Annotated in this window: 20 protein-coding genes; 18 read left to right on the forward strand and 2 right to left on the reverse strand. The window is 66.4% G+C overall.

What is annotated here, in order from left to right:
* Window positions 1–2: 2 nt before the first annotated feature.
* The 5 genes from LWE61_RS03475 to LWE61_RS03495 are packed head-to-tail and all read left to right on the forward strand — an operon-like array spanning window position 3 to window position 4,669.
* On the forward strand, window positions 3–1,127 hold the full coding sequence (locus LWE61_RS03475) for a DegT/DnrJ/EryC1/StrS family aminotransferase (protein WP_234148647.1): 1,125 nt from the start codon (window positions 3–5) through the stop codon (window positions 1,125–1,127).
* A 5-nt stretch (window positions 1,128–1,132) separates the two neighbouring features.
* Entirely contained in the window at window positions 1,133–1,885 is a 753-nt protein-coding gene (locus tag LWE61_RS03480) for a cephalosporin hydroxylase family protein (protein WP_234149054.1), read from the forward strand.
* Window positions 1,886–1,938: 53 nt separating this feature from the next.
* On the forward strand, window positions 1,939–2,661 hold the full coding sequence (locus LWE61_RS03485) for a WbqC family protein (protein WP_234148648.1): 723 nt from the start codon (window positions 1,939–1,941) through the stop codon (window positions 2,659–2,661).
* Window positions 2,658–3,515, forward strand: a complete 858-nt coding sequence (locus LWE61_RS03490) for a phytanoyl-CoA dioxygenase family protein (RefSeq protein WP_234148649.1) — start codon at window positions 2,658–2,660, stop codon at window positions 3,513–3,515. The genes LWE61_RS03485 and LWE61_RS03490 overlap by 4 nt, the downstream gene beginning before the upstream one ends.
* Window positions 3,512–4,669, forward strand: a complete 1,158-nt coding sequence (locus LWE61_RS03495) for a class I SAM-dependent methyltransferase (protein WP_234148650.1) — start codon at window positions 3,512–3,514, stop codon at window positions 4,667–4,669. Before LWE61_RS03490 ends, LWE61_RS03495 begins: the two co-directional genes overlap by 4 nt.
* Before the next feature lie 1,084 nt (window positions 4,670–5,753).
* On the opposite strand, the gene LWE61_RS03500 is transcribed toward LWE61_RS03495, so the two are convergent.
* Window positions 5,754–7,994, reverse strand: a complete 2,241-nt coding sequence (locus LWE61_RS03500) for a tetratricopeptide repeat protein (RefSeq protein WP_234148651.1) — start codon at window positions 7,992–7,994, stop codon at window positions 5,754–5,756.
* A gap of 263 nt (window positions 7,995–8,257) precedes the next feature.
* Window positions 8,258–9,094 (reverse strand): flagellin N-terminal helical domain-containing protein, encoded by an 837-nt coding sequence (locus LWE61_RS03505; RefSeq protein WP_326490606.1) that lies wholly within the window; start codon window positions 9,092–9,094, stop codon window positions 8,258–8,260.
* Window positions 9,095–9,439: 345 nt separating this feature from the next.
* Between LWE61_RS03505 and LWE61_RS03510 the strand changes: the two genes are divergently transcribed.
* The 13 genes from LWE61_RS03510 to fliP all read left to right on the forward strand — a co-directional run bounded on the left by LWE61_RS03510 (window position 9,440) and on the right by fliP (window position 21,407).
* Window positions 9,440–10,726, forward strand: coding sequence for a sigma 54-interacting transcriptional regulator (locus tag LWE61_RS03510; RefSeq protein ID WP_234148652.1), 1,287 nt, complete (start codon window positions 9,440–9,442; stop codon window positions 10,724–10,726).
* A 14-nt stretch (window positions 10,727–10,740) separates the two neighbouring features.
* Window positions 10,741–11,118: a flagellar hook-basal body complex protein FliE gene (fliE, locus tag LWE61_RS03515; protein WP_234148653.1), complete on the forward strand. Its 378-nt coding sequence runs from the start codon at window positions 10,741–10,743 to the stop codon at window positions 11,116–11,118.
* An 11-nt stretch (window positions 11,119–11,129) separates the two neighbouring features.
* Complete coding sequence (fliF, locus tag LWE61_RS03520; RefSeq protein ID WP_234148654.1) at window positions 11,130–12,869, forward strand: flagellar basal-body MS-ring/collar protein FliF; 1,740 nt, start codon at window positions 11,130–11,132, stop codon at window positions 12,867–12,869.
* Window positions 12,862–13,899, forward strand: a complete 1,038-nt coding sequence (fliG, locus tag LWE61_RS03525; RefSeq protein ID WP_234148655.1) for a flagellar motor switch protein FliG — start codon at window positions 12,862–12,864, stop codon at window positions 13,897–13,899. The genes fliF and fliG overlap by 8 nt, the downstream gene beginning before the upstream one ends.
* Window positions 13,892–14,569, forward strand: a complete 678-nt coding sequence (locus LWE61_RS03530; protein WP_234148656.1) for a FliH/SctL family protein — start codon at window positions 13,892–13,894, stop codon at window positions 14,567–14,569. Before fliG ends, LWE61_RS03530 begins: the two co-directional genes overlap by 8 nt.
* Window positions 14,566–15,912, forward strand: coding sequence for a FliI/YscN family ATPase (locus LWE61_RS03535; protein ID WP_234148657.1), 1,347 nt, complete (start codon window positions 14,566–14,568; stop codon window positions 15,910–15,912). The genes LWE61_RS03530 and LWE61_RS03535 overlap by 4 nt, the downstream gene beginning before the upstream one ends.
* Window positions 15,909–16,340, forward strand: a complete 432-nt coding sequence (locus LWE61_RS03540) for a hypothetical protein (protein WP_234148658.1) — start codon at window positions 15,909–15,911, stop codon at window positions 16,338–16,340. Before LWE61_RS03535 ends, LWE61_RS03540 begins: the two co-directional genes overlap by 4 nt.
* The gene (locus tag LWE61_RS03545) at window positions 16,337–18,361 is read left to right on the forward strand and encodes a flagellar hook-length control protein FliK (protein WP_234148659.1); all 2,025 of its coding nucleotides are present in this window, start codon (window positions 16,337–16,339) and stop codon (window positions 18,359–18,361) included. The genes LWE61_RS03540 and LWE61_RS03545 overlap by 4 nt, the downstream gene beginning before the upstream one ends.
* A gap of 85 nt (window positions 18,362–18,446) precedes the next feature.
* A complete protein-coding gene (locus LWE61_RS03550; RefSeq protein WP_234148660.1) occupies window positions 18,447–19,094 on the forward strand; it encodes a flagellar basal body-associated FliL family protein in 648 nt (215 codons plus the stop codon).
* Between the two features lie 38 nt (window positions 19,095–19,132).
* Entirely contained in the window at window positions 19,133–20,002 is an 870-nt protein-coding gene (locus LWE61_RS03555) for a flagellar motor switch protein FliM (RefSeq protein ID WP_234148661.1), read from the forward strand.
* A gap of 14 nt (window positions 20,003–20,016) precedes the next feature.
* A complete protein-coding gene (gene fliN, locus LWE61_RS03560; protein WP_234148662.1) occupies window positions 20,017–20,343 on the forward strand; it encodes a flagellar motor switch protein FliN in 327 nt (108 codons plus the stop codon).
* Between the two features lie 10 nt (window positions 20,344–20,353).
* Window positions 20,354–20,614, forward strand: a complete 261-nt coding sequence (locus tag LWE61_RS03565; RefSeq protein WP_234148663.1) for a FliO/MopB family protein — start codon at window positions 20,354–20,356, stop codon at window positions 20,612–20,614.
* Between the two features lie 13 nt (window positions 20,615–20,627).
* Window positions 20,628–21,407, forward strand: coding sequence for a flagellar type III secretion system pore protein FliP (gene fliP / locus LWE61_RS03570; RefSeq protein WP_234149056.1), 780 nt, complete (start codon window positions 20,628–20,630; stop codon window positions 21,405–21,407).
* The last annotated feature ends 6 nt before the right edge of the window (window positions 21,408–21,413 follow it).

Raw genomic sequence — 21,413 nt, forward strand, 5'->3', positions numbered from 1 at the left:
TCATGAGCAGCAGGATATTCTATACCAAGCCGTCCATCACCGGGCTGGAGCAGGGCTATGCCGCCGACGCTGTCGCCAACGGCTGGGGTGCGCGCTGTTATGAATATATCGTGCGGTTCGAGAGGGACTATGCGGCATGGCTTGGCAGCGAGCATGCCATTGCCACCTCCAGTTGCACGGGCGCCCTGCATATGGGGCTGGCGGCATTGGGCATCGGCGTGGGGGACGAGGTCATATTGGCCGACACCAACTGGATTGCAACGGTCGCGCCTATCCGGCATCTGGGTGCGACGCCTGTGTTCGTGGACGTGTCACCCGATAGCTGGTGTATCGACGTTGCCGATGCGGAGCGCCATATCACGCCGCGCACCCGCGCGATCATCGCCACCCATATCTATGGCAATTTATGCGACATGGATGCGTTGCTCGACCTCGGTCGCCGGACCGGTGTGCCGATCATCGAGGATGCGGCAGAGGCGATAGGGACGCAGTGGCAGGGCCGCCGTGCGGGGTCGATGGGGCTGTTCGGTACCTTCTCCTTCCATGGCACCAAGACGTTGACCACGGGCGAGGGAGGCATGTTCGTCACCAGCGATCCGGTGCTGTTCCGGACCGTACAGACGTTGAGCAATCATGGCCGCGTGGCGGGGGACACCCGGCAATTCTGGCCGGAGGTGCTGGGCTTCAAATATAAGATGTCCAATGTGCAGGCCGCCATCGGTTGCGGCCAGCTGGAGCGGATCGACGAGCTGGTCGCGCGCAAGCGGGCGATATTGGCGGGTTATCGTCAGCGATTGTCGGGATTGAAAGGCGTTCGGCTGAACCCCGAACCTGTGGGAACGGTCAATGGTGCATGGATGCCGACGGCGGTGTGCGACGCGGCGCTGGGCATCACGCGCGAGCAACTGCTCGCCGCCTTCGAAGCGGCGGACATCGACGCGCGGGTCTTCTTCCATCCGCTCTCCAGCCTGCCGATGTTCGAGGACCAGCCGTCGAACGTCAACGCCTGGCACATTCCGACGCGGGCGATTAACCTGCCTAGCTATCATGACATGGAGGAGGCTGACATCGACCGGGTCGCGAATACGCTGATCCAAGTCGTGCGCGGCACTGAAGAAGGGCTTTGAGCGACATGATCACCAAGGACGATCGCCAGGAGTTCGAGGCGCACAAGCGCGAGATGGCGCTGGCGTTGGGCCGGGACAAGGAGGCGTTCCGGCAGAGCCTGGACACGCTCGTTACGCTCGACCGCTATGATTATGCCTATCTGTGGTCATGGATGGGCCTACCCATCATCCAGATGCCGGCTGACATCATGGCGACGCAGGAGGTAATCTGGGCCAACAGGCCGGACGTCATTATCGAAACGGGCGTGGCGCGTGGCGGGTCGCTGATCTTCATGGCCTCATTGCTGAAGGTCATCGGTACGGGCAAGGTTATCGGCGTCGATATCGACATTCGCGCGCATAATCGCGAGGCCATCGAGGCGCATCCGGTCGCGCCGCTCATCACCCTGATCGAAGGTTCCTCCACCGAAGTGGAGACGGTGGCGCAGGTGCGTGACGCCATCCCACCGGGGGCGTCGGTCATGGTGGTGCTCGACAGCGATCATAGCCGCGAGCATGTGCTGGCGGAATTGCGCGCCTATGGCCCGCTAGTGACGCCGGGCCAGTATCTGGTGGTCGCCGATACACTGCTGGGGCAGAGCGAGGCGTCGCAGACGCCGACCAAACGCTCCGCCATCTGGTATCCGGGCGACGAGCCCTATGCCGCGCTCAACGCCTATCTGGCGGAGACTGATCGGTTCGAGGTGGACGAGGCGCTGAACGGCAAGCTGGTGCTGGCCAGTTCGCCGGGCGGCTATGTGCGATGCAAGAGTGTGTAAGGTGATGGCACTCGCTATGCCTCCCTTGAATCAGGCGCTGGATTGCGGATAAGATGACAGCCGTCGTCATCAGCCAGCCGATGCTGTTTCCCTGGCCCGGCTTTTTCGAGCAGGTGATGCTGGCCGACGTCTATGTCGACCTCGACGATGTGCAATTTTCCAAGGGCAGCTTCACCAACCGCATACAGTTGAAATTTGCCGAAGGGCGGCGCTGGATGACTGTGCCGTTGGCGGGCAAGGGCAGCTTTCAGGTGATTGCCGATCTGCAGGCGGCGGACGGCGACTGGCGTATCCAGCACCGGGAGATGGTGCGGGAGTCGTTGCAGGATGCGCCTTATCTGGCCGATGCGCTGGCGATCATGGACGAGGCTTATGCGCAGGAGCGATTGTGCGACCTGCTGATCGCCAGCATCGACCTGCCCGCTGCTTATCTGGGAATCCGAATCCCCCGTCGCGTGGGTAGCCATGATCTCGGCATCGGGGGGCAGTCCTGGAGTCGTGTATTGGACATGGTACGGCATCTGCGCGGTGATCGCTATGTCACCGCGCATGGTGCGGCCCGCTATCTCGACCACCCTGCATTCGAGGCGGCGGGCGTGGCGGTGGATTATGTCGATTATAGTTGTACCCCTTGGCCGCAGGGGCCGGGAGACTTTACTCCCTATGTCTCGATCCTCGACCTGATCGCGCGAACCGGACCGCAAGCGGTCGGCTATCTGAAGCCGCGGACGCTGCCTTGGCGGGCGTTTCTGGACCGGACGGAGGCATCGGCATGACCCCATCCATCGCCTCCGATGTGCAGGACAGGTTCGGGGTCGACGGTTATGTCGTCTTGCCCGGCTTCTATGATCTGGCCGCTGATGTGGCGCCGATCCAGGAGGGCATTCGCCGCATCGTCGCCTTTCTGTGCGAAAAATATGGCGTCGACGCGCCGACTGGAAGCGCGGTCGAGGCGATGACGCTGGCCTATCCCGCGCTGATCGCGCGCAACCGGGCATGGGGCGGCGAGGTCTATGATGCGATCAAGCAGATACCCGCTTTTCTGCGGCTGGTGTCCAGGGAGCAGAATGACGATTTGTTCCGCGCGCTTCGTCCGGGCAGTTTGCCGGGCATCGCGGCGGGTGGCTATGGCATCCGCATCGACAATCCGGGGGAAGAGAAATTCCGCGCACATTGGCATCAGGAGTTTCCCTCCCAGTTGCGCAGCAGCGACGGCATCGTCTTTTGGTCGCCGCTCCTGCCGGTGACGGAGGAGATGGGGCCGGTGCAGATTGCGGCAGGGTCGCAGGCCGAAGGGCCGATCCCAGTCTATCGTGATGGCAAGGGCGTCGGCGCGACCGGCGCCTATGCCCTGCATCTTGACCAGTCGGAGGAGAGGCTCGCCCGCTATGATCGCGCGGCGCCGCTGACGAAGCCGGGTGACCTCATCCTCATGGATTTCATGACATTGCATCAGTCCGGCCATAACAGGGAGTGCTTTCCCCGCTGGAGCATCCAGTTCCGGCTGTTCAACTTTGCCGATCCGATGGGCGTCCGCATCGGATGGCGGGGATCGTTCGCCGCGGGGGAGGACTTTGGCGAGATCGTACCGGAGTTGATCGCAGCCACACCAGACCAGGGATTGAAATGACGGATATTGCTTCTTGCCGGGTATGCGGCAGCGCCCTTGGCGAACCCGCCTATTGCGCCGCCGCGCCCGCGCTGACTTCCATCATGACCACGCTCGACAGCGAGACGGTGGTGCATGTCTGTCCCCGGTGCAGCCATGCGCAGTGCCCGAACATGCCGGACATCCAGGCCTTCTACGACACGGAATATCGCATCTCGCTGGAGGCGGACGATCATGACCAGTTGTTCGCGGTGGATGCGCAGGGCCAGCCGCTCTATCGCACCGATCATCAGGCCGCGATCAGCCTGCGTATGCTGGACCTGTCACCGGGCGCGCTGATCCTGGATTATGGCGCGGCGAAATCCGATACGCTGCGCAAGATGGTGGGGCAGCGGCCGGACATCGTGCCGCATGTCTTCGACGTCAGCAGCGACTATGCCTTTGCGTGGGACGGCTGGGTCGCGCCGGATCATCAGGCGACCTATACCATCGACGCAGGCTGGCATGGCCGGTTCGACGCGGTGATGAGCCATTTCGCGATCGAGCATGTCGCCGAACCCATGGCTTTCCTCGCGCAGATCCGGGCGGTGCTGAAGCCGGGCGGCCGGCTGCTGTTGTCGATGCCGGACGTGCAGGGCAATCCGGGCGACATGATCGTGATCGACCACCTCAACCATTTCACCGCCCCGTCCATCCGCCACGCCCTGGAGGCGAGCGGTTTTGCGGTGGACGTGCTGAACGACACGGACTTCCCCGGCGCCTTCTTCGTCAGTGCGACCGCGTGTAACGGGGGCGCGACGGAGCCTGTGCCCGGCGTTGCGGAGGCGGTGGGGCGCAATGATGAAATCTGCCGTTTCTGGGAAAAGGCGCATGGCCTGCTGAAACAGGCGCGCGACCGGGCGGCGGGGCAGCGGTGCGCCATTTATGGCGCGGGCTTCTATGGCAGCTGGATCGCGCAGCAACTGGAGGGGACGGTGGAGATCGCCGCCTTCCTCGATCTCAACCCCAATCTTCAGGGGCGGGAGCATCTGGGTGTGCCGGTCTTGAATCCCGCCGCGCTGGACGAGGGGGTTCGGACGATCTTCGTTGGGCTGAACCCGCTCAAGGCGCGGGCCATTATCGAGGGGATGCCGCTGTTCAGGGGGCGCGACCTGGAGTTTGTCTGGCTGGATTAGAGGCGGCTGGCGTCTCGCTTTTTTTTGGGGGTGATTTCAACATGACCAACCAAAAGGGTGTTTTGGAATTTGGGGGAGGGAATGCCAGAATCCAACAGCGGGCTATCCAACAAAGGACATCCAACAGGGCGCTATCCAACAGAGGGCACCCAAAGGGGGGCGTCCAACAGGCTCCGCCGTATCCGACAGGGTTCACCTGATCCGATGGAGCGTCCGTCCGGCAGGCCGCCGTTCAGCAGGCGCAGCCCGATCCAGCGGGGCGGGGCGATGTCGCAGGTTCCGCAGCGCAAGAGGCCCTCGGTCCGGCGGTTTCCGGCCTGACAGGCGTGTCCGTGGAGCAGGATGAGGTTTCCGCGAATCGCCCTTGCGACTGTAGCGAGCCGCAGGCGGGTGAAGTCCAACCCATTCCCTGCGGCGCTCATGGATTGCGTCGCGGCGCTCGCAAAGGCGAGGCGGGCGCGCTTACCGTCATCACGCTCTGGTCCAACAGCCATTTGTTTAGCGCGGCGGGCCGCTTTCCGTACGATGGGGGTGAGGCTATCGGAGCGACGCCGGTGTATGGCGGTGCGGGTCGCCTTGATCCGGCGGGTGGGAGTGACGGTGTCGAACAGGGGGCGTGAGGGGCCGGTTGGTCGCCAGCCATGCCCTGATCCCGGTCCGCGTCGAGACCTTGGCGGCGCGAACGACGGCTTTCGCGGATGACGCTGTGGCGGGTTGTCAGAACCCTGCGGTCGTTCAGAACATTCGCGGCGGGGCCTTCTGTTGACGCTGCACCACACTGACCCGGATTCGTTTGCGAAAACCGATCCGGCGGGCGGACCCGTTCCGGCGCGCGGGCTTCATAGTCCACCGCCGTGTGGGTGATGAGGTCGGGCGGCTCGATGGCCGCCAGCGGCCTTACTGAGTCTGGCAGGCCCCCGGTTGGGCAGGCCTGCGGTCCGACAGGTGCGCCTTTAGCGCGTTTTCCAAGCCGATGGAATCACCGGCTGACTCGGAAAACGCGCTAAACCAAAAACTGAGAGCGGCGGTCCGATGCAATCGGATAGGAAACGGCTCCCGCTCAGCAAGCCCCCAGCCCCAGCCCTCAGCCCAGCAGCATATGGTCGGGCGCGAGGCCGTCGCGGTGGCGCTGGTGGGTGGCGGTGTAGGCGGCCTCGATCTGGCGGGTGTGGGCGACGGTGTCGAACAGGGGCGTGGTCAGCCGGTTGGCGGCCAGCCGCGCCCTGACCTCGGCCAGCTTCTCCGGCGAACGGGCCAGTTCCAGCGCACGGGCTTCATAGTCCGCTGCCGTGTGGGTGATGAGGTCGGGCAGGTCGATGGCCGCCAGCAGGCTGGCCGCGACGCGCGCCGCGAACTGTTCGCCCGCCAGCGTCAGCACCGGCAGGCCGCCCCACAGGGAGTCGCTGGCGGTGGTGTGGGCGTTGACCGCGAACGTGTCCAGGAACAGGTCGGCATGGCGGTGGCGCGCGAGATGGTCCGCATGTGGGGCCTTGTCCGCAAAGACGAGGCGTTCCGGCCGGACGCCGCGTCGGATCGCCTCCTTGCGCAGATTGGCCTCGACCAGCGCGTTGGAACGGATCAGCCACAGCACGCTGCCCTCCACCTGTTTCAGCAGGCGCATCCAGATGTCGAACTCCGCCGGGCCGATCTTGTAATTCTGGTTGAAGCAGCAGAACACGAAACCCGCCGCCGGCAGGCCCAGCGCGGTGCGGTCGTCCGGGCAGGCGCCGATGGCGCGCCGGTTGTCGTTCGCCTGATAGCTGCCGGGAAGGCGGATCACCTTCTCGCTGTAATGATGTTCCGACCCGTGCGGGATCACCACGGAATCCGCGATGATATAGTCCATGAAATCGCCGCCCACCGTGCCGGGATAGCCGAGCCAGGCGATCTGCACCGGGGCCACCCGTTCGGCAAACAGGTTCATGCGGGTGTTCGCGGTATAGCCCTTGAGATCGACGGCAATGTCCAGCCGGTCGGCGCGCGCGCGCTCCACCGCCTGCGCGTCGGTGAGATCCTGAATGGGGATGAAGGCGTCGACCAGCGGCAGGATCGCCTGCCGCTTCGCGTCATCCTCATGCCCGAAGCTGTAGGCGCGGATTTCGAAACGCGCGCGATCATGTTCGCGCAGCAGGCCGCCCATCAGATGGAGGGTGGCATGGTCGTGGAAGTCGGCGGAGAAATAGCCGATGCGAATCTTCTCGCCATCGCGCGCGCGGGGAAAGTCGAAGCGCGGCAGGACGGGCTGGAGGCTGGTGTCGACCATAAGCTGCGACCGGGCAAGCTGGCGCGCGCCGTCATCCTCGAACGGCAGCGCGGTGAACGGCTGCACCACGTCCGCCTTTGTCAGCGCGTCGAAGGGCAGGTCGCGAAATTCGTGGCGGGCGTGCCAGTCGCAGATCACCGCCTCATGATAGAGCAATTGCGCCTTGATCGAGCGGCTGTCGGGCTTGAGTTCCAGCGCGCGGATATAGGCGGCATGGGACCGGTCCATGACGTTGGCGACGCGCAGCACATCCGCCAGGCGGAAATGCGCCTGGCAACTGTCGGGGCTGACCATCGTAGCCTGATGATAGACATCGACCGCTTCCGCCCGCTTGCCCATGTCCCAGAAGGCATGGGCGAGGCCGAAGACGGAATCGAAATGGTCCGGCTGGAGGGCGATGGCCCTGAGATACAGGTCGATGGCCTCCGCATGGTGTTTCGCGGCGAGGCGAATCTTGGCGAGGCCATGGTGCGCGCCGACGTTGTCGGGATCGAGCGCCAGCGTGGCCTCGAACGCGGCTTCGGCCTCGGCATGGCGGTCCTGCTCCAGATAGAAGCTGGCGAGCTGGCAGTGCACCTCCGCATGACCGGGGTCGAGCGTGACGGCTTCGCGGTACATGGCTTCCGCGTCGGGCTGGTTCCCCTGCCGCTGCCGCAGCAGGACCAGATTGTCGCGCGAGGCCCGGTGATCCGGGTCGATCTGGAGCGCCTGAAGGAACGCATGTTGCGCCTTGGCAAGGTCGCCCCGGTCGAGATGGGCGGCGCCGAGCAGGTTGGCGAAATCGGGCGAGGCGGCGAACCGATGGGCGATCGCCTCCCCCTTCACGATCGCGCCCGCGAAGTCGCCGAGGGCGTAGAGGCGCAAAATCTCGTCCAGCGCGGCCTGCGACCGGGGATCGGAGCCGGTGCTCATCTCGTCGAGGCGCGCCAGCCCGCCCGCGGCGGTCTTGTTATTCGGATATTTCTTCAACACCTCTTCCAGAAGCCGACGGGCTTCGGCGTCCTCGCCCCGCTGTTCAGCGCGCTTGGCTTTGAGGAAGACTGCGTTGAGGCCAGCGTTCATGGTGCGATCCGCATGTTGTGAGGAAGCTATCGCGCTCTTTCTATGCCGGTATGGATAACAGAAGGTTAACCCGCCTCCGCGCGCTGGCCCGGCCCCTTCGCCCACCGGGAGGGCGGACGCGAAAAGACCCTCGTCCGGGGGAACGAGGGTCTTCGGTTCTGGTCCTATCGAAAGTTGTGACCCCCGGCCCGGTGGGGACATGATGGGCCGGGGGATCATTAACCTGCCGGGGTGGACCAGTACCTCGGCAGATCAATCTCTTATTAGCGCAGGAGGCTCAGCACGCCCTGCTGGCTCTGGTTCGCCTGGGCCAGCATGGCCTGCGATGCCTGCGACAGGATCTGGTTCTTCGCCATCTGGGTCGATTCCGTGGAGAAGTCCGTGTCCTCGATCCGCGAGCGGGCTTCCGTCAGGTTCGTGACCGTGGTGGTCAGGTTGTTGATGGTCGATTCCAGCCGGCTCTGGAACGCACCGAGGTTGGCACGCGCCGTCGTGGTGGTGGTCAGGGCCGAGTCGAAGTCACCCAGCGAAGCCGTGGAGACCATGCCGCCGCTCGAGAAGTCGACGATCTTGGCCAGCGCGCCGGTGGTGGCGTCGAGGTCGGTGATGCTGATCGTCAGCGTGTCGCTGGCGTTCGAGCCGACCTGGATGCTGATCTGGGCGTCGCTGCCGCTGGTGGAGCCGCCGGTGAAGAGGCTGACGCCGTTGAACTTGGTGTCCTTGACGACGCTCTTGATCTGGTCGGCGAGCTGGTTCTGCTCGGTCACGATGTTCGTCTTGGCTTCGCTGTCGTTCGTGCCGTTCTTGGCCTGAACCGCCAGTTCCCGCATACGCTGAAGCATGTTGCCGATTTCGCCGAGCGCGCCTTCAGCCGTCTGAGCCAGCGAGATACCGTCGTTGGCGTTGCGGGTGGCAGCGGTCAGGCCGCGGATTTCCGAGGTCATCTTGGTCGAAATGGCGAGGCCGGCGGCGTCGTCCTTCGCGCTGTTGATGCGCTTACCCGAAGACAGGCGCTCCATCGCGGTGTTCAGGCCAGCCGACGCCTTGTTCGAGGCGTTCTGGGCACGAAGGGCAGAAATGTTAGAATTGATAACTGTCACTGGAATTCTCCCGCTCATCAGGGTCGCTGCCAGGGGGCGAGTGCGGCCTCGAAGCTCCAGAACGGACGATGCCGCCGGGTCTTTAGGGGGCGATGCGATTTTTTTTGAAAGGCCCGGAAAGCCCGCCCCCTTTGGATAAAAAGATTCGCGCGCGTGAGGGGACGGCGAAAATTTTTTTCCCGGCACGGAAAAGGGCGGGGGCGGCAGGCGGAAAGAAGTTGCCGCTTTCCGGCAAATCTTGCCGGTTGTTAACCATATCATAAAGGTTTGCGGCGACATTGGGCCTATCGAAAGTGCCGGTACCGCTCGGGGGAGTAGGACTGGCGAACCATAGGGACTGATCTCATGTTGCCAGTCGACATGAGCCAGCGCGTCAGGCGGCTGTTGCCGGACCTTGGCGAGCGGCTTGAACAAGCGTGTTACACCGTGCGGATCTTCGATCCGGCCAAGGCGCGCGAAAAGCATGTGATCCGTATCCTCGGCATCGAGGAGATCGCGGCGGCGACGCATCGCGACATCCTGCTGGACATCCGCGAGGAAGCCCCGTCCTTCCTGCCCGCCGCCAACGGCCTGCCCGCCCGGCTGCGGTTCGGCATGGCCGACCGCGAGATCGGCTATGCGCTGATTTCCGAACTGCTGCGCCCCGCCGTCATGCCCGCCGTGGGCGACGCCAAGAGCGCCACCCTGCTGCGCCTCGCCGCACGGGTCGCCGCCAGCGACGCCACCGTCCTGATCCAGGGCGACACCGGCACCGGCAAGGAAGGCATGGCGCGCTTCATCCACGCCAGCAGCCCCCGCCACGACAAGGATTTCATCGCGGTCAATTGCGCCGCCCTGCCCGAAACCATGATGGAAGCGATGCTGTTCGGCCATCGCAAGGGCAGCTTCACCGGTGCGGCCACCTCTTCCGAGGGTCTGTTCCAGGCCGCCAATGGCGGCACGCTGTTCCTCGACGAGGTCGCTGAGCTGCCCCTCGCGCTTCAGGCGAAACTGCTGCGCGCGTTGCAGGAAGGCGAAGTCCTGCCCGTCGGCGCGACCCACCCGGTCGCCGTCGATGTGCGCGTCGTCGCCGCCTGCAACCGCGATCTGGCCGCCGAAGCCGATGCGGGCCGGTTCCGGGCGGACCTGTACTGGCGCCTGAATGTCATGCCGCTGACCCTCGCGCCGCTGGCCGAGCGGGCGGGCGACATTCCCGCGATCACCGCCGCTTTCCTGCTGCGTCACCAGATGCCGATGGGACCGCAGGGCCGCTTTGCCCTGCCCACCGCCGACGCGATGGCGCAACTGGACGCGCATAGCTGGCCGGGCAACGCCCGCGAGCTGGGCAATGTCCTGCACCGTGCGCTGGTCCTGCGCGAAGGCGATGCGATCGAGGCGAGCGACCTGAGCATCGCGCCTGCCCCGGCCCCGATCCGTCCGGTCGTGAGCCGCCCCGTCGCCGATCCGGTGCCGCAGCCCGTCACCCCCGTCGCCCTGCGCGATGTCGCCCGCCATTCCAAGAATGACGCGATCCGCGCCGCGCTGAGCGAGACGGACGGCCATCGCGCCCGCGCCGCGCAACTGCTCGGCATCTCCGAACGCACGCTCCGCTACCGGCTTGCCGAAATGCGCGAGCTGGCGGTCGCGGTTTAAGGGAGGGCTGAACGATGGTCGGTCTATCCGTCGATAATGTCATGGCCCTGCGCCAGAGCATCCTCCAGCGCAACAGCGCGCTCAAGGATGCGACCTCTGGCGCCGGCACCAACGGCGTCGGGACTGTCGGTGGCGGCATCGCCGATACCGGCGGCGCGCAAGGCACGGGCGGCGCGGACTTCGCCTCCGCCCTCAAGAACGCCATCCAGGGGGTCAGCGGCCTCCAGGAAAATGCGGGCGCGCAAGCCAGCGCCTTCGAAAAGGGCGAAACCACGGACATTGCCGCCGTGATGCTCGCCAAGCAGCAGGCGTCGGTCGGGTTCGAGACGACGTTGCAAGTCCGCAACAAGCTGTTGTCCGCCTACAAGGACATCATGAGCATGCCGGTTTGAGGGTCTGACAGATGAGTGACGCAAACATCGCCACCACAGGGTCTGGCCTGCCTGCGCTGACCGGCGCGGGCGGCAGCCCGATCGACGCCGCGCGGCTGAAGCTGACCGGCTTCTTCAAGCAGCCCGCCGTGCAGAAGAGCCTGCCCATGGCCGGCCTGCTGGGCGTGACCGCCCTGTCGGGCCTCGCCTGGCTGGCGCTGCGCGAACCGCCGCAGCGCGACCTGTTCCGGGGCCTGCCCGAAGGGGACAAGGCCGCCGTGGCCGAGGTGCTGGACAAGAGCAACATCCCCTACAGCTTCGACCAGAGCAACGGGTCGATCACCGTGTCCGAGGACGCCTATTTCGACGCCAAGATGAAGCTGGCCGCCGAGGGCCTGCCCAAGAGCGCGCCCGACGGCGCCTCCATGATCGACTCCATGCCGATGGGCGCGAGCCGCGCGGTGGAGGGCGAGAAGCTGCGCTCCGCCCGTGAGGTCGACCTGGCCCGCACCATCGAACAGATCGGTTCGGTGCAGAAGGCGCGCGTCCATCTGGCCGTCGAGCCGCCGAGCATCTTCCTGCGCGAACAGATGAAGCCGACCGCGTCGGTCATGCTGCAACTGACCGGGGGCCGTTCGCTGAGCCAGGAGCAGGTGGACGCCATCGTCCATCTGGTCGCTTCGTCCGTGCCCAACATGACGCCGGAATCGGTGTCGGTGGTGGACCAGAGCGGTCGCCTCCTGTCCAACGACGGGCAGGACAGCGGGCAGGACAAGCAGATCGAGGTGCAGAACAAGATCGAGGAACGCTATCGCCAGTCGGTGATGGCGCTGCTGACCCCCATATTGGGCGCGGGCAAATTCTCCGCCGAAGTGCATGCGGAGGTGAATTTCTCCGAACGGCAGGCGACCCGCGAAACCTATCCGCAGGACGAGGCACGGCTGCGCGCCGAGCAGGGCACATGGAACAGCGACGCGGCGACCGGATCGACCGCGGGCGGCATCCCCGGCGCGATCGCCGCCGCGCCGCCGCCGACCCCGACCGCGCCCGGCACACCGCCGCCGACCGCCGCGCAGCTCGCCGCGCAGCAGGGCACGGCCGCGGGCGCGACCGGTGCGCCCGGTCCGCAGGGTGCGCCGCAGATGCCGCCCTACAAGACCAACGAGACGTTCAACCGCCAGTTCGAGCTGGGCCGCGAGATTTCGGTGACGCGCGATGCGGTGGGCACGGTCAAGCGCCTGTCGATCGCCGTCGCCCTCGACAATGGCACGGACGGCAAGCCGCGCAACGCGCAGGAAGTCGCCGCGCTGGAGGCTCTGGTGAAGGGCGCCGTCGGGTTCGATCAGGCGCGTGGCGACGTGGTCGCCCTCTCGTCGCGCAAGTTCGCGTCGGTCGAGGACACTCCCGCCGCCTGGTATGAGGCAAGCTGGGTTCCGCTGGCCGTCCGCAACGTGTCCGCGCTGCTGGTCACGCTGGTCCTGCTGCTGGGCATCGGTCGTCCGCTGCTGAAACGTTGGGCCGCGAGCAAGGCGGAGGCGGCCGCCGCCGAAGCCGCGCGTCAGGAGCAGATCCGGCAGGAAATCTCCACCGCCATCCAGGAGACGGCGGAAGTGCGCGACCCGGAGGCCCCGGTGACGCTGGAGCAGATCAGCTCCACCCACGACTATCAGGATCGCGCCGCGCTGATCCGTGACTTTGTGAAGCAGGACCCGGACCGCGCCGCGCTGGTCGTCCGCGACCTCCTGCGGGAAGGGAAGAAGGACGATGGCTGAGGCCGATCCCGCGCTGGGCGAAGACGCCGAAGCGACCCCGATGACCGGCAGCGCCGCCGCCGCCGTCCTGCTGATGCTGTTCGACGAGGATGAGGCCGCGCAGATATTGTCGCGCCTCGAACCGGAGGAAGTGCGCGAACTGGGCTATGCCATGTACGATGTCGTGGATGTCGAGGTGGACGAGGTCAACCATGCGCTCGACAAGTTCGTGAACAAGGCGAAGGGCCGCACGACCATCGGCTATGGCGCGGCCAACCATATTCGCGGCGCGATGCACAAGGCGCTGGGACCGGAGCGGGCCGACAATATGCTGGCGCGCATCACCCCGCCGCAGAAGTCGCCCAAGCTGGCCATGCTGAAGTGGATGGAGCCGAAGGAGATTGCCGGCGCGATCGAGGCGGAGCATCCGCAGATCATGGCGATCGTGCTCGCCCATCTCGACCATATCGCCGCCGCCAGCGTCCTCCAGATGCTGCCCGGCGAGGTGCAGGACGAGGTCGTCTATCGCGTCGCCACGCTCGGCCCGGTCAGCGCCGACGCGCTCGACGATCTGGAACAGTTGCTGAGCAGCGCGGGCACGGGCCGCAAGTCCACCGGCACCGCCACGCAGCGCGGCGGCACGGTCGAGGCGGCGGCGATCATGAACAATATCCGCAAGGATCATGAGCAGCGCATCATGAAGGCGCTGACCAAGCGCGACAAGGGCGTGTCCCAGTCGATCGAGGACGAGATGTTCGTGTTCGACAATCTGATGGGCCTGACCGAGAAGGATCTGGGCACGTTGATGCGGTCGGTGGACAACGACCAGCTTATCGTCGCGCTGAAGGGTGCGAACGAGGGGCTGCGCGCCAAGATATTGGGCAGCATGTCCGCCCGCGCGGCGCAGTCCATCTCCGACGAGATGGAGGAGCGCGGCCCGATGCGCCTGACCGAGGTGCTGGAATCGCAGAAGGTCATCATCGCCTCCGCCCGCCGCATGGCCATGGAAGGCACCATCCAGCTCGGCGGAAAGGGCGACGATTATGTCTGACATGTCGAGTTTCTGGGCGCCGCAGGATGGCGCGGGGGCCACGGCCATCTCGCCCGTCACCGGCTTTTCCGCGATGAGCGCGCCGCGCGGCGGCTTTCGCTCGCGCTTTGGCGCGGTGGGCGATGGCGCGGGCTGGACCGCGACGCGCAGCCCGACGCCGGACTATATGGAGCCGGAACCGGAACCCGAAGTCGATCCCATCGAGCAGGCGAGCCAGGAGGGCTTCCTCGTCGGGTTTCAGGAAGGTGAGCGGATCACGCGCGAGGCGCATGAGGCCGACGACAGCATCCGGCGCGACCTGATCGCGGCGATCGGCCAACTGGGCGGCGTGGGCGAGGGGACGCTGGCGTCCCTGTTGAGCCACAGCGTCCTGCGGCTGGTCACGCAGATCGTGGGCGAAGTGCCGGTGGACGAGGAGCGGCTGGCCGAGCGGTGCGCCGCCATCGCCGCCCATATCGACCCCGACGACGGCAAGGCGGTGCTGGAGGTCAATCCGCTCGACCTGCCGCTGATCCCGACGGAAGGGCTGGGCGTCGCCCTGACCCCCAACGCGCAATTGTCGCGCGGGTCGGTGCGGCTCGCCACGTCGGACGGCTGGATCGAGGATGGCCCGGACGTGCGGCTAGACCGGCTGAAGGCGATGATGGACGATATGGAGGGACGGCTGTGATTGCCGCCGATCTGGACCGGGCGGGCAAGCTGCTCGACCATTTTTCCGTCACCAACATGCAGCCGCGCCATGTCGGCCGGCTGGTCGGCCATGACGGCGGGATGCTGGAAGTTACCGGTTTTTCCCGGCCGATGGGATCGGGTGCGCGCATCCGGGCGTCGGACGGGACGGAAGTGCGCGCCGAAGTCGTCGGCTTTCGCGGCAGCAAGGCGATCCTCGTGCCGCTGGATCAGGATGCGCCGCTGGAAAATGGCGCGCGGGTCGAGCCGGACAGCGCCGCCAACATGATACAGGTGGGCGAGGGGATGCTGGGCCGCGTCATGGATGCGATGGGCCAGCCGCTCGACCGCAAGGGACCGATCATGGCCAATGGCCAGTGGCCGCTGGCAGGGGTGCGCGGCAATGTGCTGGACCGGGGCCGGGTGCTGGACCGGTTCGACCTGGGCGTGCGCGCCGTCAACTCCCTGCTGACCGCCGGGCGGGGCCAGCGCATCGCGCTGATCGCCGGTTCGGGCGTGGGTAAATCCGTGCTGATGGGCCAGATGATCGCGGGTGCGGAGGCGGACATCGTGGTCGTCGGCCTGATCGGCGAGCGTGGCCGCGAGGTCAGCGACTTTCTGGAGACGAAGCTGGCTGGGCGGCTGATGGACCGTAGCGTCGTCGTCGCCGTGCCCGCCGACCATCCGCCAGTGCTGCGCCTGCGCGCCGCCGCGCGGGCCACCGCCATCGCCGAATATTTCCGGGCGCGGGGCAAGAATGTGCTGCTGCTGATCGACAGCCTGACCCGCTGCGCCCATGCCCAGCGCGAGATCGGCCTGTCCCTGGGCGAGCCACCTGCAATGAAGGGCTATCCGCCCTCCGCCCTGGCGTTCATCCCCAAGCTGTGCGAGCGGGCGGGCGTGGACAGCCGGTCGGGTGGGTCGATCACCGCCATCTACACCGTGCTGGCCGATGGCGACGACACCACCGACGACCCCATCGTGGACACGGCGCGCGCCATCGTGGACGGCCATTTCGTGCTGTCGCGCCAATTGTCCGAACAGGGCATTTTTCCCGCCATCGACATCGGCAAGTCGCTGTCGCGCGTCATGTCGGACGTGGTGGATGCGGACCATCTGAAGGCCGCGACCGTCTATCGCCGCCTGTGGGCCGCCTATGAGGAAAATCGCGACCTGATCCTGATGGGCGCCTATCGCCCCGGCAACGACCCCATCATCGACGAGGCGGTGGAGCGGCGGCAGGAGGTGCTGGAGTTCATCAAGCAGGATGTGAAATCCACGATGACGATTGACGAGAGCGTGGCGCAACTGATGATCCACTTCGCACCGGAGCTGATGCAGTGACCCGGCTGGTCAAGAAACGCGCCCGCCTGCTGCGCGTGCGCCATGTGCAGCATATGCTGGCCGTGGCGGAGACGAGCCGCGCGCGGGACGAGGCGGCGCATATCGAAAGCAACGCGGAGCGGCTGGCGCTGATGCGCGGCGAATTGTTCGGGGCGACGGGGTCGCTGGACGGCGCCACCCTGTCGGCGCAGCGCGAACTGGCCGCCCGGCTGGAGCAGGCCGGACGGCAGCTCGACGGGGCGCTGTATGACGCCAACCGCCGGATCGAGCAGAAGCAGGCGCTGGCCATCGCCGCCGACCGCGAGCGGGAAATCGCCGAGCGGCTCAAGGACAAGGCGCGACGCGCCGCCGACGATCAGCTGGAAGCGAGGATCGCGGCCATACCCCAATATCGACGTATGCAAACGAAGGGACAAGGCGGCATATGACACAGATCGCCACGACAACCGCGACCATCGGCAGCACGGCAACAGGCATCGGCGGCGCGCAGAGGGCGCCGGGCATGAAGACCGGCGCGGCTGGCGATTTCGCCGCCATCGTCGCGGGCTTTGCCCAGCCCGATGACGAGGAGAACGGGACGGAAACCGATGGGCTGGCGCTCGCCGGTTCCGACGGGAGTGAGCGGGCGGAGTCCGACGGCGCGACCGATGACGAGCCGGTCGTGCGCGACCTGGCGCTGGGCGCGGCGGCGCAAAGCGCCATGGCCGACATGGTGGTGACACCGCCGCCGCCTCTGGCCGTGGCGGCTGCCACCACGGCGGCTGTGAATGTGGCTGGCGTCGAGACGCCTGCCGCCGATACGAGCGTTGCGGGCGTGACCGGGGCTGTCGCCATCGAAGCGGGGACGGCGGCGCCGATCCGGGGCCGTCAGCCCTTTGCATCGGCTGTGCCGGGTGCGCCTGCCATACTGACGCCGGGTGCGAAGGCACCGTCTGTGGGGGCGGCGGCGGACAGGGATGTTCCGGCTCCGCAGCGCGGTCGGGGGGCTGAGATGGTCGCTTCGCCGGTTGCAGGGGGCAAGGCCGGGGTTGCCACGCCGGCCGTGAAGCCCGCTGCACCCGCGCGTGATGGGGCGGTGGAGAGCGCCAGCCCGATCCTGGGCAGCGACGCGGCGGCGGTTGCGGATGCGGCACAGTCCGATACCCGCCCGGTGACGCAGGGCGGGATCGCGCCCGACCTGTTCCGGCAGATGGCGGCGGCCAGTGGCCATGCGACGGGCCGGAGTCAGGCGAGCGACGCCAGCGCCAGCATCGCCCCGGCGCGCGAGACCGTGCTGTCGGTCGAGGATATTGTCGCGACATTGCCGCAGACATTGGGAGAGGCCCTGCCCGCGCCGCTGAAGGGCGATGCGCCGGTCGCAGGCCGCCTGTCCGCCCGGCAGGCCGGGAAACTGGCAGGCCAGCAGGCCGAAACACCGGTCGGGGCACAGGCCGCGACGCCACCGACCGCCGGACAGGCGGAGACGGTGGCCACGGACCCGGCGGCGGTCATCATCCAGCCGGTCATGTCGGCGCTCCACCGTTCCGCCATCGCTGCCCCGGCGCGTGGAGCGGAGGGTCGGCCCGCCGATCCGGCGGCGCTGCCCCTGACGGGTGCGGCGCTGACGGTGGCCAACGACATGGCGGGCCGGAATGGCGATCCGGCGTCGGACAAGACTTCGCCGCAGGACAGCGGCAATGCCGCGAGCGCGGACAGCGTGACGGGGGCCGCATCCGCGCCGACCGACGCGGTGCCCGGCGGCCGTCCGTTCGCGGACATCCTACAGGGCCTGCCGCCCATCGCGCAGGGCCGCATCGCGGGGGCCGGCGATGTCGCGCCCGCCGTGGCGGGACCGGTCGATGTGGGGGCGACCCTGCAATCGCAGGTGATCGACATGGGCGTCGGCGGTCAGTGGATCGACCGGGTGGCCAAGGAGATCACCGCGCTGGCCGATGGCACCGGGCACAGCCGCTTCCAGCTCAGCCCGCCCAACCTCGGCCGTATCCAGATCGACGTCTGGCAGGGCGAGGATGGCGGCCGGGTGCAGTTGCTGACCGAGACGGACGAAGCGGCGCGCCACCTGCGCGACGGCCAGTCCAGCCTTCAGGCGGACGCGCGCCTCGCCGCGCTCCAGCTCACCTCTATCACCATCGACCGGGCGTCGAACAGCTTTGACACGCCGCAGGATCAGCCCAACCAGCCGCAGCCGAACCCGCGCCAGCAGCCGGGCGGCGATCAGGGAGGGCAGCAAGGCTCCACCCAGACCGCCAGCCAGGGGCAGGGTGGCAACCCCCAGCAGGGCCAGCCCAATGGCCAGGCGGGGCTGCAATCGGGCATGAATGGCGGAAATAATGGCGGACAGGGTAAAAGTTCGCCGCGTCGGGACGTTCTTAACCATCAAGCGGATACAGTGAGTCAACAGGCGGGCGGCACGGGTCGGGATGGGGACCGGCTCGTACGATATGCCTGATGGCTTGATGGGCCTGACGCCGTGATGGCGTGACGCCTCAATGGGCCAGACGCCTCATGGGCTTGATGCCTGATGGAGACCGGGAATGAGTAAGGACGCGGCCGCGCCGCCAGCAAAGAAAAAGGGTGGCGCGAAAAAGCTCATCATCATCGGTGCTGCGGTCGCCCTGCTGGGCGGCGGCGGCGCGGCGGCGGGATTCTATGCGGCTGGCTCCATGCACAAGGAGGCCGGGCCGGTCGAAGATCCCAACATGCCCCGTCTGGTGAAGAAGGGTGAGAAGCCGGAGGATGTGGCCGCCAAATATGCGCCCGCCGCGGGCGAGCATGGCGAGGCCGCCGAAACGGATGCCGAGGCGGTCGAGCCGGAACACCCGCACAAGCCGGTGGACCTGCCCTCGCCCCGCAACCCGTCCGCCTATCAGGCGACCTATTATCAGATCCCCGCGCCCTTCACGTCGAACATGTCCGACTCGGACGCCTTCGCCCAGATTTCGATCGCGGCATCGACCTACTACGACCAAAGAGTGATCACCGCGATCCAGACTCACGAGCTGGCGATCCGCTCTGCAATTTTAATGATGCTGGCCCAGGAACAGGAGCTGGACCTTGCGACTCCGCAGGGAAAGGAGCGTTTGCAGGGTAAATTGGTGAAAATAATAAACAATGTTCTCAAGGACCGGACCGGTTACGGCGGCGTGGATAACGTTTATTTTACCAATTTCGTGATTCAATAGCACTGTGTCCGACGGGGGTCGGACGGGGACAGTGCAGTATGAACGACGTTAAGCCCTATCAGTTCGGACGCACGGCGGCTCAGGCCCCGGCGCTGCTGAACGCCATCGACCGCCTGGGCGACCGCCTGGCGCGGCAGCTGCGTTTGATCCTGGAGCCGCTGTGCGGCACCCGGCCGCTGGTGACGGCCAAGCCCATCGACAACACGATGTTCATGATGTGGGACGCCTGCGTCCCTGCCTTCACCTCGCTCAGCCTCTATCGGCTGCATCCGGTGAAGGGCGTCGTCGCCCTGCGCATCGACGCGCCGCTGATCTCCACGCTGGTCGACCGCTTCTACGGTGGCCGGGGCAATGCCCCCGACCTGGAGGCCAAGGAATTCCGCCCCACCGAAAACCGCCTGATCGACCGCCTGTCCGCGCAGGTGATGAGCGCCGTCACCGGCTGCTGGAAAGAGGTGGTGCCGATGGAGGCCACGCTGATCGGCCGCGAGACGGGCGTCGTGCAGGCGGAGATCGCCGCCGCCGACGCGGACGTGGTGGTGCAGAGCTTCGAGGTCAATCTGGGCGATCGCGACAACTGGACGATCGAGATCATCTACCCCCTCGAAGGGCTGAACAGTGTCGAAGGCGTCAACCTGCCCCGCGCCGCCGAGGAGGTGCGCCCCGTCGACCCCCGCTGGCAGCGTGACCTGGCGGACTGCATGGACCATGTCCGGCTGCCCGCCCGCACCGTGCTGGCCCGTCCCAACATGAAGATGACCGAGCTGATGGCGCTGAAGCCGGGCGACGTCATCAACATCCATATCGCCCGTCACCTGCCCTTGCTGGTCGGTGACCGGGTTTTTGCACATGGTACGATCGGTGAGCAGGACGGGCGCGCTGCTTTCATGATAGAAAAACTGGCCTGAGGACATCCAAGGAAATGAGCGATATGAGCGAAGCGCCCCGCATCGAGGACGGCATGACGGAAGCGCCCGGTGGACGCAATTTCCGCCTGCTGGCCGATATTCCGGTGCGCATGTCCGTCGAGGTCGGATCGACCCAGATGCGGCTGGCCGAAATCATGAACCTGGCCGAGGGAAGTGTTGTCGAGCTTGACCGGCAGGCCGATGAGCTGCTTGATATTATGGTTAACGGCACGCTCGTCGCTCGTGGCGAGGTCGTGACGGTCAATGGCCGCTACGGTATCCGCGTCGTCGAGATCGCGTCCACGGACGCGCGCATGGCCGGTATCGAGCGGCGCAGCTGAAGGGTTCCTCATGGTCTGGTATTTCGTCAAGCTCCTGATCCTGTTGCCGATGATCGGCGGCATGGCGTTCGGCGCATTGTGGCTGTGGCGCAAATATCAGCCCGGCCTGATGCAGGGGCAGGCGAATCGCCTGGTCAAGGTCGTGGACGCGGTGCCGCTGGGCAGCTTCGGCAAGCTGGCGGTCGTCGAGTTCGGCGGCAAGACGCTGTTGCTGTCCGTCACGCGCGGCCGCATCGAACGGATCGCGGAGAGCGACCAGCGTGGTTTCTGATCGCGTCCTGAAAATGGCCGGTGTCGCCGCGGCGGTCGCCATCGGGGCGATGGTGCTGGTGGAGCCTGCCTTTGCGCAGGCCGCCCCCGCCGTGCCGACGGGCGCCGCGAGCAGTTCCAGCGCGCTGAGCCAGGCGCTGGGCGAGGTTTCGGGCAACGGTCGCCCGCTGTCGCTGTCGCTGCAAATCCTCCTCCTCATGAGCCTGCTGACGGTGCTGCCGTCGCTGGTGCTCATGATGACCAGTTTCACCCGCATCATCATCGTGCTGTCCATCCTGCGGCAGGCGATGGGCCTGACCCAGACGCCGCCCAATCAGGTGCTGGTCGGCCTCGCGCTGTTCCTGTCCATGTTCATCATGCGCCCCGCGATCGACCAGATCACGGCGACCGCCTACACCCCCTATGGTCAGGGCCAGATCAGCATCGAGGAAGCGGTGGGCCGCTCCGCCAAGGTGCTGCACGGCTTCATGGCGAAGCAGACCCGCCAGACCGACCTCAAGCTGTTCCAGGGCCTCGCCAAGGCTCCGCCGTTCCGCACGGCGGCGGACATCCCCTTCACCATCCTGCTGCCCGCCTTTGTCACGTCCGAACTCAAGACGGCGTTCCAGATCGGCTTCATGATCTTCCTCCCCTTCCTCATCATCGACCTTGTCGTCGCGTCCACGCTGATGGCGCTGGGCATGATGATGCTGTCGCCCACCATCATCTCCCTGCCTTTCAAGCTGTTGCTGTTCGTGCTGGTCGACGGCTGGGCGCTGACCATGGGGTCGCTGGCCGGGTCGTTCGCGACATGAGCGGGC

Source organism: Sphingobium sufflavum (assembly GCF_021403115.1).
Lineage (GTDB): Bacteria > Pseudomonadota > Alphaproteobacteria > Sphingomonadales > Sphingomonadaceae > Sphingobium > Sphingobium sufflavum.

What these genes read in the sequence shown, in the direction of transcription:
- LWE61_RS03480 (WP_234149054.1), top strand. Translation starts at nt 1,133, where the DNA reads ATGATCACCAAGGACGATCGCCAGGAGTTCGAGGCGCACAAGCGCGAG.
- LWE61_RS03475 (WP_234148647.1), top strand. Translation starts at nt 3, where the DNA reads ATGAGCAGCAGGATATTCTATACCAAGCCGTCCATCACCGGGCTGGAG.
- LWE61_RS03530 (WP_234148656.1), top strand. Translation starts at nt 13,892, where the DNA reads ATGTCTGACATGTCGAGTTTCTGGGCGCCGCAGGATGGCGCGGGGGCC.
- LWE61_RS03510 (WP_234148652.1), top strand. Translation starts at nt 9,440, where the DNA reads ATGTTGCCAGTCGACATGAGCCAGCGCGTCAGGCGGCTGTTGCCGGAC.
- LWE61_RS03565 (WP_234148663.1), top strand. Translation starts at nt 20,354, where the DNA reads ATGGTCTGGTATTTCGTCAAGCTCCTGATCCTGTTGCCGATGATCGGC.
- LWE61_RS03550 (WP_234148660.1), top strand. Translation starts at nt 18,447, where the DNA reads ATGAGTAAGGACGCGGCCGCGCCGCCAGCAAAGAAAAAGGGTGGCGCG.
- fliF (WP_234148654.1), top strand. Translation starts at nt 11,130, where the DNA reads ATGAGTGACGCAAACATCGCCACCACAGGGTCTGGCCTGCCTGCGCTG.
- fliN (WP_234148662.1), top strand. Translation starts at nt 20,017, where the DNA reads ATGAGCGATATGAGCGAAGCGCCCCGCATCGAGGACGGCATGACGGAA.
- LWE61_RS03495 (WP_234148650.1), top strand. Translation starts at nt 3,512, where the DNA reads ATGACGGATATTGCTTCTTGCCGGGTATGCGGCAGCGCCCTTGGCGAA.
- LWE61_RS03555 (WP_234148661.1), top strand. Translation starts at nt 19,133, where the DNA reads ATGAACGACGTTAAGCCCTATCAGTTCGGACGCACGGCGGCTCAGGCC.
- LWE61_RS03545 (WP_234148659.1), top strand. Translation starts at nt 16,337, where the DNA reads ATGACACAGATCGCCACGACAACCGCGACCATCGGCAGCACGGCAACA.
- fliP (WP_234149056.1), top strand. Translation starts at nt 20,628, where the DNA reads ATGGCCGGTGTCGCCGCGGCGGTCGCCATCGGGGCGATGGTGCTGGTG.
- fliG (WP_234148655.1), top strand. Translation starts at nt 12,862, where the DNA reads ATGGCTGAGGCCGATCCCGCGCTGGGCGAAGACGCCGAAGCGACCCCG.
- fliE (WP_234148653.1), top strand. Translation starts at nt 10,741, where the DNA reads ATGGTCGGTCTATCCGTCGATAATGTCATGGCCCTGCGCCAGAGCATC.
- LWE61_RS03485 (WP_234148648.1), top strand. Translation starts at nt 1,939, where the DNA reads ATGACAGCCGTCGTCATCAGCCAGCCGATGCTGTTTCCCTGGCCCGGC.
- LWE61_RS03490 (WP_234148649.1), top strand. Translation starts at nt 2,658, where the DNA reads ATGACCCCATCCATCGCCTCCGATGTGCAGGACAGGTTCGGGGTCGAC.
- LWE61_RS03500 (WP_234148651.1), bottom strand. Translation starts at nt 7,994, where the DNA reads ATGAACGCTGGCCTCAACGCAGTCTTCCTCAAAGCCAAGCGCGCTGAA.